This window comes from Thiorhodovibrio frisius, from assembly GCF_033954835.1.
Lineage (GTDB): Bacteria > Pseudomonadota > Gammaproteobacteria > Chromatiales > Chromatiaceae > Thiorhodovibrio > Thiorhodovibrio frisius.
This window is the reverse complement of the sequence record NZ_CP121471.1, coordinates 3,502,101-3,514,261: the sequence shown is the minus strand read 5'-3', so window position 1 is coordinate 3,514,261 and position 12,161 is coordinate 3,502,101. Positions and strand designations below refer to the sequence as shown.

The window sequence follows — 12,161 nt, the reverse complement described above, 5'->3', positions numbered from 1 at the left end:
GTATGCGATCAGGCACCAGGCGTGCGAGCAATTTTTCGGCTGCCGGGGCGTTCCCTGGCGCGTATGACCCCGCAGGTGGGCATCACCTATCGGGTCGAATGGCGCCTGTTTGGTGCGCCCGAGGCAGCGGCCGCCTGGGCCGATGCGCTGCATACGTATACGGGTACCCGGTTGCGGCATTATCGGCTGAAAACTTTCGAGAATTTACAGCGCCGCAGCGTAGCACAACTCTGCGCACCACCCGCAGCTAGTGAAGCGGTGCTGGACTTTTTGACGCCTTATCCGTTCGCGACCAAGCCGGGTCAACCCACACAGTTATCGCGGACGTTTTTTTTAGGCGATCTGGCCTGGCGATTGCTTAAATTACTTGACCTGGATCGCCGCGCCGCAATCCAGGCTGCTGGCGCCGATATCACCTTGCTGCCATGGTATTGGCGTTTGCAAAAACGTAGCCGCGCCTCGCATAGCCAGCCTGGGCAACGGCAATGGCTGATCGGTTGCACGGGACCGTTATATCTGAAAGGCGAGCTGGCGCCCTTACTGCCATATCTCGCGTTGGCCGAGGAAATTCAACTAGGGCGCGAACTGACGTTTGGGCGCGGTTATTTTCGTTTGCATGTACCCGGCCCTGCTTATTTTGAAAAAAATCTACACGATAAAAAAATATTAAGCACGCTTGCTACCGAAATACTGGCCGAGCGGGACGATGTTGCCGGTTGCGGCGATGACGAGTGTTTTGCCTCGACTCTGCAACAACATCTGGCGCGGGACCCAAAGCTACCCGCGGAATCCTTGCCGGCACCGCTGCCCCAGGCACTGTTGCGGCATTTGCACCGTTTGCTAGCGCCGATCTTCAATCCGATGTTTGATGCGCCCACGCCGAGTTATCGCAAGGGCTATTCATTGGCTACAGCCGTCGAGCGCATTCATACTGCTTTTCAGCATGGCTTGGTGTTCGTGGCGACCGCAAATCTGCCTCAGGCGGCGACCATGCTGGTACCTGAGCGGCTGGCGGAAGCGCTCGATGCGCTGCTGCCTGATGCCGATAGGGCTTTTCGCGCCTGGTTGCGCGCTGGTTGGCAGGCCGCGATCACTTCGGCAGAGGCCGGTGAGCGGGCGGATCCACTCACACGTTTGCTGTTAAACCTGTACTGGCAGCCGCTCGACACTGCTGTGCTGGCTACGGGTGCAACCTTGGTCCGCCAAGATGATGCGTTTATTCTACTCGCGGCCAGCCGCGAGCAGGCCGAAGCTGCGGCCCAGGCTGCGCGCGTGACACTCGCAGAGCTTGGCATGGATGTTTTGCCGGACGATCTGATCGTGCAAGAGGCCAGCACCGGCTTGACTTTTCTCGGCGTCGCCTTCGGCGCGCAAGCGGCCACCGCCGAACCACCACCGGTGGTGCGCAAGCCGGTGTATATCACCCAACATGGTTGTTTTCTCGGCGTTTCCGGACAAACATTGGACATTCGTTGTCATGACCAAGAAGGGGATCGTTTGCCATTGCATCGGGTATCAGAAATCATCGTGCAGGGGCAAGCTTCATTCTCTTCTGCGCTGGTACGCCAATGTCATGCCCATGATATTCCATTGAGCTTGGAGCTTGGCTCAGGGCAAGGCATGACAACAATTATTCCCAACACAGCAGCGGCTTACCGGGTTGCATATCGCCAAGCGGTGAAGTTCGAGCGCCTCGATACGATGGCACGCTGTGACCTTGCTAAAACGTTAGTAAAGGGCAAACTCGAAGGGTATCGCACGCTGTTTCAGCAGCGTTATCATCCTGGCACGCAAGCGCTGTTGCAGGCGCTTGCGCGCGCCATGCAGAGTGCCGAGGCAGCTGCGGATGTCGCGCAACTGCGCGGTGTGGAAGGCGCTGCTGCACGGCGCTGTTTCGCCGAACTAAACACACTTATTATACCAGAGGCTTTACGCATGGCGAGACGCCGACAACAAAATCCCGATCCAGGCAACAGTTTGCTAAATTTTTGCTACCACTTATTGTATATCCGTCTGAATTCTATTGTACGGGCGTTGGGACTGAACCCTTTCCTGGGCTTTTTACATGCGCCGGATAATCGCTATGAATCTTTAGTGTACGATCTGATGGAGATTTTTCGTACTCGAATTGACCGCTTGGTGTTGCGTTTATTCAATCTTAAAACCGTGGGTATTCAGGATTTTGTTGCCACGGATCAGGGCGCGCGTTTGACCTCGGCGGCGCGGCGACGGGTGCTGATGCAGTTTGAGCGCGAATTGCTCACGCCCGGTCGCGGTGGCGAGCCGCCGCTGGGCGAAACTTTATATGCACAGGCAGTGCTTGTGCGCGACTACTTCGTCGCTGATCGACCATGGCAGTTGCTGATCTGGAATCGGCGTGACTGAATGCACCGCGAGGGAGACCAATTTTGGACACAATTCAGCACAGACTGTAAAAATGTTTCCCGAAAGGGACATCCCGACCGGGCTTGCGACACATCGCAAATCAGCGTCCTCCCTTTCCAAAAAGGGCAGCCACAGTTGCACAGAACACCAAGCCTTTTGATCTCTTAATCGTGTAAGCGCGCCGTGACTAGGAAGATGAAGCGGGCGATATGATCGACGGCCACGATTGCTCGGAAGGACAACATCAGGAATCCGATGAGGGTAACTGTAGCTGAGAATACGACTAAGAGTCGCTGAAGTTTCGCCGAAGACAGCTTGTTTCTAACACACGCCTCGAGAAACCGGGGCTTTTTTGCCGATAAGACGACAAAATTACGTAAATCCGATGCTCTCTCAGAGGAAAAATTGACACACTAGGATCGCGCTTAACTGCTGACTACGCGGTTCCAATGGCGCCTCGGGGACTCTGCCTGCTCGCATCTATTTCTGAATCGTATATCGCTAATGGGGATAGCCCCAGGAACCGGGTGCATGCCGCGTCCGGTACGACAACCGAGCGATATAAGGTGCGATACCATGGCCACACCAAAGATTTCTACCCAACCCGATATCCGCAAGCTGGTAAGCCAATTTCTGGCTCAAACCCCGTCACTTTATCTTGATGATGGATCACGGCATGTGAAAGTGCGCAGCAGCGTGACCCAAGATTTCGTGCTAGTGCCGTTTTCACCCTCGGACCATCGCGCAGTCAAATCCTTGCGTGCGCAACTGCGCCGCTTGGCCGCAACCGGTCATGGGCTAATGTTTGCGCGGGGGCGCTTGGCGGCCGCATAGATCGCTCTGACTGATACGTGCACCTCGCAATCATGATGGATATTTCTGAAATCAATTAAATCATTTACCAAAGATCGCTAAGCCAAAACCGGGCTCCAACCCGGACATGAATTTCAGCATCATTTTATTAGCATAGGTTATTAAAATTAGAAATGCCTATTACCTTATCCCTTCAAGCACGATCACGATAACGATAACAATCGTCTTTCATGACGCTCGTTTCTGCTTTAACCGCTAACGCCTCCAGCACCACAACGCTTGGAGGCGTTTTTTTTGATTTTCTCAGCTGGAGGTTATTGTATGCGCCGAATTGTGCATCTTCTTGTGGCTTATGATATCAGCAGTGATCGTGAACGCTTGCGGTTGGATCGATTGTTACAGGGGTATGGTTTTCGAGTACAGAAAAGCGTATTTGAAGTGTTGACGAATCGCTCAGGCTGGCAGCGCTTGAAGCGCGAGATTAATAAATTAGGCTTCACTACCGGTCACGCAATGATGTATCGACTTAGCCAAGAAGCGCAAACCACGATCATCGGTCAGGGGACGACGGGGCTGCGCCCGGAAGAAGCGGCCTTTGTGCTCTAAATCGTTTATGATGGCGCTGTTACCATGAGGAAGCGCGCGATGTACGAGACGGCTGGTCAACCTTATTCACTCGATGTCCAAGGGTTGGAAAATACGTTGTTGGAACGATGGGAAGCCGTGTTGCGGCCCCTGTTGCCGACGGGCGCGCTGGATCTCCGCTGCGAGGTGCCCACAGAAGCTCAACAGCAGGCATGCGTGCAGCACAATCTGGATTTGCGGGCGCGGCTGGTGGTGCGCTGGGAAGAAGTAGCAGAACCGTTGTCGATCCCGTTTCCTTATCCCTGGCAGGGCGTCTTTGTTCTGGCCACGGATGGCGCCCTGCAAGCGCGTCGCTTCACCTGGCGTCCGTGGCTGGACGCGCGCCCCGGGAGCTGGCAACTGCGCCTGACCCCGGATGCCGAGCCCAGCACGCGACTGGTCTTTTTGGACGGATTTTATTGGCAACCGCCAAAGGACAACCAACCGACCGCCAAAGCCCCCCAGCGCCGGTCCTTGCCGCTTTTGGCTACGGCCTGGACACATACGAGCCTTGATCGTCCCTGGATTCCGGCGGCGGCTCAGGACTTTGACGATGCCGCCCGCCAGGTGCTGACCGCGCATCCGCCCGCAGATAAAGTGTACGATGTGCAGGATTTAAGCTATCAGCGGTTGTGGACCTACGGACATTTTTTGTGCGTGCGCGTGTTACAGCACTTGTACGAATGCTTATTGACCTCCAAGAACACCGCGCTGAACCACAAGATTGAGACCTTCCTCGCCGCGCCGAGCACCCCGTCTCCTCAACTTGCTGCCGATGTGTGGGCGCACCTGAGCGCTCCGCGCCAGTGGGATGGCTTGATTCCGGCCGCTTCGACGCTCGTGCGGCGCGGTTGGCTGTTGCCTTTTGATCCCATCAATGCTGTCGAAGCCCTGGCGCAATTACATGCGGTGCAACGATGGGCCGGCACCGCTCTCGAACGGCGCCCGCCGCGCGACCGGCAAAATCATCCCAGCATGCAAGGCTGGATTTGTCCGGTGGAAACGTCTGAGTCGCCGCGCGTTGGCATCGATCTGGCGCTGGCGCGGGGCGTGCAGGTCGATCTGAGCGGGCATTTCTCGCGGGCGGCAGAATCGCCTGCACCCAACGAAACCCTTGGTCACGCCGCCGCCTTGGTGCCGTTTTTTCAACATAACGACGGCGCGCGGGCAATGATGGCCGCGAAAAATCTCAAGCAGGCGGTGCCCATCGCCGGAGCGCAACCGCCGGCGATTCAAACCGGCACCGAGCAGGATTTTATCGATTTGCCGATGGCGGGCGTCGATCTGTTGGTGGCCTATCTGCCGTTTTTCGGCTGGAATTACGAGGATGCCATCGTGGCCAATCGGCGGTTGGCCGACGATGGGCGCCTGGATTGGCGTACAGAAACCACGCACGGCTGTTATGTGCGTCCCGGCTGGGTGCCGACACGCCGGGAGGCATGGCTGACGCCGGGCGCGCCGCTGGATCGCGATACGCCGCTGGCCTGGTTTCACGATCCCCGGCAAGGTCGCGATCAGGTGATTGTGAGTCAGAGCGACGATGGCGGCCAGTTACAGCGATTGGAGTATCGGGAACCGGCCAGCCCGTTGTTGGGCGGTCGGTTGGATTGGTCGATCCGTTATCATCGGCCTTTGGTCGTTGGCGATAAACTGATGGGACGCTATGGCAACAAAGGCGTGATTGCCTGTTTTTTGCCACCCGAGCGCCTGCCGCGCTTGCCCGACGATCCGCGCTTACCGCCGGCGTTGCGTCACCGACCCGTCGATTTGGTCTTCAATCCTATGGGGGTGGTGTCGCGGATGAACCTGGGGCAGCTGATCGAAACCCAAGCGACCCTGCTGCGGGCGTTGGAGATGCCCGGTTGGTGGATGGCACCGGCTGCTGGCGCTTACGCGCCCGAACAGGCGCCGGTCGATCTGGGGGCGATGGCGCGCGCCTTCGCGACCTGGGGCGCTGGACAAACCGACCCGGCAATCGATGCCCAGGGACGGATGCGGCTGTGGGTGCCGTTGCCGGAGGCGGAAACGCAAAAAATGCAAGAAATGCAAGGGGTCTGGACCGAACAGCCGGTGACGGTGGGCTTTCAGCATATCGTGCGACTGCGTCATCATCCGCCGCGCAAAGCGCAGGTGCGCGCCGGACGCGGGCCGCGCGACCGTTATCGCCTAAGTAATGGACAGCCGGTAGCGGGACGCCGCCAGGGTGGCGGTCAGCGGATCGGCGAAATGGAAATCTGGGCCTTGGCGGCGCACCAGGCGCGTGCCAACCTGGCAGCAGTGCTGGGCTACAAATCGGATCCTCAACAGCCGCTGCCGCTGGTCGCGCCGACTGCCTTGGCATCCCAGTCGCAAACGCTGGCCAGCATAGGCGATCATCTGTACGCACTGGGCATCGACCTGATCCTGGGCAATGGCGCACCGCGTTTGCAATGGCTTGCGGATGCGACTTTGTGCCACGAAGGGCGGGAAGTCGTCACCCGGGATCGCGTCTGGCAACCGGTGCTGGCAGCACAGTGGCACTGCGCCCAGCCCGATTGTGCCTATCGCTTGCCGGCCCCCTTAACCGCGACGGGCACGACCAAACGCAATGACGATCCGGTGCCGACCGTGGCCGATGTCTTGCGAATGTTGCTCGATGGTGCCCACTTTGGCGAGCATCGGGTCTGTTTGGAGCTGCCGGAGACCAAACGCGCGAATGTCGAATGCACGGTGGCCTGGCCCTTGAGAGATGCGCAAGGGCAGGCAAGCGGCACCCTCACGCTCGCCATCGCATTGAGCAAATCCGATCTGAAAGTCGTCTGGACGATAGGAGAAGAATCTTATTGCGCGTACTGCAAAAAAACCCACCACGGCCAGGTCGAAATCACGACAGCAGCCTTGAACGCACTGCGTTTGACCTGCCCATCGCATCGCAGCAAATGGTTGCTGCCAACCGAGACGCATGTTCAATCCATGCCCGTTACGGGCGGTCTGGCCGATCCGACCATCGTCGGCGGAACGGCCTTGCCACCCGACAGCGAGCCGGCGCGTGCCTATCTGACCTTGACCCAACCGCTGCCCTTCCCCCGCTGGAACAGCCGCAAGCGAGGACAAACCATAGACGAGCGCGTACCGGCGCGGCAATGTCTGCCCGTGCTGGCGCAACGTCAGCGCCAGCCTGACCCTGATCTGTGGCGACGGGACGCGCTGAATCGCGATTATGCCCAGTTGGCACAAAAGCCCGACACGATGGCAGGACTGAAAGGTCTGACGCAACATCTGGAAAAGCGGATTTTTGGTAAGCAGGGCGTGGTACGCCACGATGGCCTGGGACGCCGAGTCGATTGGTCGGGGCGATTCGTGATTGTGCCCGACCCGGACATGGCCTGGGAAAGGTGCGGCGTGCCGACGGCGACACTGACGCTGCTGCTGAGTGCGCAACTGGCGTTGTGGCCGGACTTGCCCGCTGCCATCGAGCGGGCGCTGACTCTGGAGCGTGGGCAGACCTTGCCGACCACTGCCAACGCAGCGCAGACTTGGCGGGCGCGGTTGCTCGATCCGATCTTTTGGCAGGCACCGCCGCGCTTGGCCGCGCTCCAGCGCCGCGCCGATCTGGCGCATCTGCTGTACTGGATTGTGCGCGCCTGGCTGGATGCGCACCCTGACACTTGGGTGTTGCTCAATCGCCAACCGTCGCTGCATCGCTACAGCATACTGGCCTTTCATCCCCATCCCTTATTACCCGCCGATGGGTTGGTGTTGCGCATTCATCCGCTGGTGTGCCAGGGCTTCGGCGCCGATTTCGATGGCGACGAAATGACGATACACTATCCTCTTGGCGAGGACGAGCAGGCCGAAGCAGCGCAGTTGGCACCGACGCGCCATCTGTTGTCGGTGGCCGATGGTGCGCCGCTGCCGGCCTTCGATCAGGATTTTGTGCTGGGGCATTATGTGCTATCCGCAACCGCAGCGGGGCGGTTGGAGGTGCGCGAACTGCTTCAAATGGTTGATTGTGCGGAATGCGCCCAGCTTTGGTCCCAAGAAACTCCGTGGACGAAAGCGCATGGCCAGAAGGTCATGGGGCATCTTTGTCGCGCCCATCCCGATCAGGTCGGCACGCTGATTCCGGCCTGGATGCGGCGCTGTTTTCGTGCCGCAACCCTGGCGGGAACGTCGTTTGGTATTCTCGATGCCTGGGCTTGCCAACTGCCTGCCGAACAGCGCCCGCCGGCACCCGCCGCCTGGACCGATGGCGAGCAATGGAACAAGGATCTGGCGCAAGCGGCCACCGCGCATCTGGACGCCTGGCTGACTGAAGCAGCCACCGCAGGTGCGGCACGACCGGGTCTGGGATTGGCGCAGATGGCGCGCAGCGGCGCGCGCGGGACAAAGCAACTGCGCCAACTGCTGGCGGCACGCGGAGCATTACTGCCGGGCGCGTGCGGATTCGCGCTGGCCGAGCACGCCGGGCGATTTTTGTTTGATCGTCACCTGGTCGAAGGGATGTCAACGGAGATGACGTTCTGGGCGGCGATGAATGCGCGCAGCTCGATGGTCGATAAAAAACTGTTGACGCCCAAAGCAGGCTTTTTGACCCGGCGGTTGGTGTTGGCCTTGTGGGGCTGGCGGATTCGATGCGACGATTGCGGTGCGACGACCGTGCCGCGCGATGTGCTCGCTTGCCGTTGTCTCGATCAGGACGGTGTCTGCGCGGCTTGTTATGGGTCGTTGCCGGATGGGACACAGCCGCCGCTCGCCTGGCCAGTCGGTTTGGTGGCCGCGCAGTCCATCGGCGAGCGCGGTACCCAGTTGTCGATGCAGAGTTTTCATACCGGCACACGGGCGCTGGCGCTCGACGATCTGAACGGGTTGCTGAAACTCGAAGAACCCGTTGGCGGCATACCCATCAAGGATGCGGCGCGTTTTGTCGAGATCTGGCAAAGCATCCCGGCGTATCAGTTATTGGATGCTCGTTATCTGCGCTTGCTTTGGTATGCGATTCAGCGTACCCAAAAACGGACATTGGATGCCGTCTGGCAGGAACGCTGCGGGCCGTTGTCGGGTTTGGCCGGCAGCCGGCAAAAGGCGCATCTGCTGCATTGGCTCGATCCCAACACGCCGACACCGGCAGCGGATACGTTGCCATTCGCGCAGGTGTTGCTCGGTCAGGCACCCGATTAAGAAGACGAAGAAGGAAAAACAACGACATGGCCTTGCAACGCCAACGCACCCCAACGACAGGGCAAGCCAAATCCCGCCAGCGCACACCGCAACAACGGCAGGCAGCCACGATCGACACCAACCAGTTGCGCAAAGCGGTGTTTACGCTCACGCCGACCCAACTGGAGGCGCACTATCAGGAGCTTGAGGCCTGGGAAGACGGGGATGCGGAAATTTTGTCCGCACAAGAATTAGCCGAAGACGATAACCAAGCCGAACTCGATAACAGCGATCCGGATGCCATCGCGCCGGAGGACGAGGTCACGCGCGCCGACGAGGCCAGCGCGCCTTTGGGCGCCACGGACGGGACGGAAGACTCTCCAACCTTGACACTCGACGATCTGTATCGACTGTGCGTGGTTCCTGGCAACGCCACTTGGACATGCCAGTTCGCACCACCCGCGTGGATGCGCCGGCGCTCCCGCTTGCCCAACGATCCCTTGCCGGCTCTGGTAAACGGATTGCAGACACTGGCGGCGTGGTTGCAACAAGACAAACAGGCCTTTTTACGGGCGCCGACGGCAGAGTCCTTCGCTCAGGCACCATGCGGTCGTCTCGATGCGCCGGCGGTTTTGCAAAACGGCTTGCTGGCAACAATTCAACCGCCCCTGCTCGAAGAGCAGTGGGCGTTTCCGAAAGAGCAGGATTTGAGCGATCTGAAGGACAAGGTTTGGCTCTTGTGGCCGGATGCCTGTTTGCCGCTGACAGCGTTGTTCTCAAAGGAGTTTCAAACCGCTTGGGTGTTGGCGCGTTGTGTGGAACAATTTCGGTTGGCGAGTTGGTGTGACGAGGTCGCTGCCTTATCCTCTGCGGAGCTGAAGCAGGCGCAACGGATCGATCCCGCGACCTGGACAATGGCGCAAGCGTTGGCTTGCCTGTCCTACACGGCGATTCGTCAAAATCCCGATGCCATTTTGGAACAACTGAGACAACAGGCTGGATGCCCGCATGGCTAGAGTACGCACCACCTCCCACAAAAAAAATGCCCAGGTCGCTGACGCCGCGCGGCTGTTTCCAGCGGTCACGGATGCTGCCTGGGACGGCTTGCGCGATCATGTTGACGAATTGATGACGCTGGCGCAACGGTATCGGGTCGGCTTGATTCTCGTGACCGGAAATCGCACGTTTGCCGAGTTTATCCAGCATTACAACCGGCAACCTTGGAACGATGCCGGGTTTCCGCGTAATTTTTATGTGCTATGGCGGAAAACGCCCGTCGTGCCTGCTGCGCTGTTGAGCTGGCGCGATGGTTTGATCGACCATGCCAAATCCGCTCCGCAACGTTTTCGTGCCCGGTTTGCGTCGATTGGTCAGGATCCGACCACGTTGCAACCGCGTCTTGAAGCGCAACTGACGCACTGGCCGGGCGAGCCACCGGCGCCGGAGCCGGAGGCCTTGCGACGCGGTTATTATGTGCATATTGACGGCAAGCAGTTGATCAATCGTGACCCCGGTTGGCTGACCATTTGCCCGGACAGTCGCTTAAACGACTGTTTCGCGCAGCTTGACGAAGCGCGTTTCGATTATGCGCAGCTGATCGGCTCGGAAGTGGATGAACGGCGGAAGCGGATCCAAAAACAACTCGCCCCTTTGCTGCAAGCTGATCGTCTGGCTGGCGAGGACGCCACCCGCCTGGCGGAAGCCATCGAAAAGGAATTTGATCTGCAAGCAAATCTGGCTGTACTGCCGCGTGTGTTGTTGTTGGGCGATTCGGGAACAGGGAAAACCCTGGTTGCGCGCTATCTGGCGCGGCGGTCGTCAGCACCGGCAGGGGAAAGCTCGTCGCGACCGTTTGTCCGTGTGCCGTTACCGGATTATTCCGGCGAGACAGATCGTCTTGAGTACGATCTTTATGGCTATCGCGCGGGTACTTATACGGGTGCGTCCGAGTCCGGCAGTTTCGGCTATTTTCTCGAACATCTGGGCGGTACGATATTTTTTGACGAAATCGGCGACGCCAGTCCGACCGCGCAAACGAAATTGCTGGCGTTTCTGGACGATTATCGGGTACGCCCGCGCGGCTGGACGGGGCCGGCGTTGCTTTGCCCCATGCTGATTGTCGCCGCCACCAATCGCCCGCTGGCCGACTGGGCGGACAGCGACGATCCCGCGCAAAGGCAAACAGCGTTTCGCAACGATTTGTTTCAGCGCTTTAATGTCGTTATTCATGTTCCCGACTTAAACGCGCGCCGCGAAGAATTGCCTTATATTCTCGATGCCATGCTGCAAAACGAAGCCTTCAATCCCGGTTTGGCGATTCAAGCGATTGGCGAGCAAGCTTTACAGTGCTTGCAAGAGATGGATTTCGAAAAAAAGAATTTTCGCTTGCTGGAGCGGTTGGTGCGCGAAGCTTGCCTGCAAGCAACGGGACAGGGGCGGGATTATTTAACAAAGCAAGACGTGCTTGTTCAATAATGCATAGAGCATATAGGATAATTGCCATATACCCTGGAAGCCCAAGGTCCAGGCGCTTTAGACCTTCCTCAACTTCCATCCCCGCGCAACCTATGCATCATGTCTTTATGTTATATCGCGGTTGTCTTTCCGCGGTCGATTTCCTCGTTTCTCTGTATCGCGAGCTTTATTGGTTCGTCATCGGCCATCGCGTGGAAAACAGCATGGGAGTCTTCTAGGCTTTCCCACATTGCCCCCGCAAGCAGGGCTGTGTCGGTTGAGCTTGACTGGAGTGCTTGACTGGCAATTTGCTTGATGTTCATCACGCGGCATCCTTATCGAGGATCGTTGTTGAAAACTCATTGTCGGCGATAGCCCGTTTTACCGTCCTAACCCAAACACGCTAGCGCGCACCTCGGCGAGATCATCTTTCCAGCGCTGCCCCTCGAGCGACAGCCGGGCGGCATCGATCTGCCAGGTGCGTCGCACCTCGGTATCGACCAGGGTCTCGCTGCCACGACCATAGGGCGCTTGCTCGGCGACGCCGATCAGTTGTTGCGCCTGCACCGGCAACAAGGGCAGCGCGATGGTGCCGATGCCCTCCACCCGCAGCCGTGGCGGGTGCATGTCGAGCGTGCCGGTGGCGTAGAAGTCGCCGGGGCGGTCGATGCGCTCAAGCAGCGCGGCAAGTTGATCTTGGATCTTTGGCATGACTCGGTTCCAGTGTGTCGTTACAAGCGCTGGGC

The 12,161-nt window shown here is 58.8% G+C and carries 7 protein-coding genes; 5 read left to right on the top strand and 2 right to left on the bottom strand.

From position 1 onward, the window contains the following. Window positions 1-258: 258 nt before the first annotated feature. The 5 genes from cas1 to Thiofri_RS15975 all read left to right on the top strand — a co-directional run bounded on the left by cas1 (window position 259) and on the right by Thiofri_RS15975 (window position 11,436). A complete protein-coding gene (gene cas1 / locus Thiofri_RS15995; protein WP_190275748.1) occupies window positions 259-2,385 on the top strand; it encodes a CRISPR-associated endonuclease Cas1 in 2,127 nt (708 codons plus the stop codon). Window positions 2,386-3,519: 1,134 nt separating this feature from the next. Beyond that, window positions 3,520-3,804 (top strand): CRISPR-associated endonuclease Cas2, encoded by a 285-nt coding sequence (cas2, locus tag Thiofri_RS15990; RefSeq protein ID WP_009146645.1) that lies wholly within the window; start codon window positions 3,520-3,522, stop codon window positions 3,802-3,804. 39 nt (window positions 3,805-3,843) lie between these two features. After that, window positions 3,844-8,982 (top strand): DNA-directed RNA polymerase subunit beta/140 kD subunit, encoded by a 5,139-nt coding sequence (locus tag Thiofri_RS15985; protein WP_009146644.1) that lies wholly within the window; start codon window positions 3,844-3,846, stop codon window positions 8,980-8,982. Window positions 8,983-9,008: 26 nt separating this feature from the next. Beyond that, window positions 9,009-9,977 (top strand): hypothetical protein, encoded by a 969-nt coding sequence (locus tag Thiofri_RS15980; RefSeq protein ID WP_009146643.1) that lies wholly within the window; start codon window positions 9,009-9,011, stop codon window positions 9,975-9,977. Between the two features lie 112 nt (window positions 9,978-10,089). Then, on the top strand, window positions 10,090-11,436 hold the full coding sequence (locus Thiofri_RS15975; protein WP_190275747.1) for a sigma 54-interacting transcriptional regulator: 1,347 nt from the start codon (window positions 10,090-10,092) through the stop codon (window positions 11,434-11,436). 110 nt (window positions 11,437-11,546) lie between these two features. On the opposite strand, the gene Thiofri_RS15970 is transcribed toward Thiofri_RS15975, so the two are convergent. Both Thiofri_RS15970 and Thiofri_RS15965 read right to left on the bottom strand, forming a co-directional pair. Next, on the bottom strand, window positions 11,547-11,738 hold the full coding sequence (locus tag Thiofri_RS15970) for a hypothetical protein (RefSeq protein WP_009146641.1): 192 nt from the start codon (window positions 11,736-11,738) through the stop codon (window positions 11,547-11,549). 58 nt (window positions 11,739-11,796) lie between these two features. Beyond that, window positions 11,797-12,126 (bottom strand): hypothetical protein, encoded by a 330-nt coding sequence (locus Thiofri_RS15965; RefSeq protein ID WP_040854072.1) that lies wholly within the window; start codon window positions 12,124-12,126, stop codon window positions 11,797-11,799. Window positions 12,127-12,161: the final 35 nt, after the last annotated feature.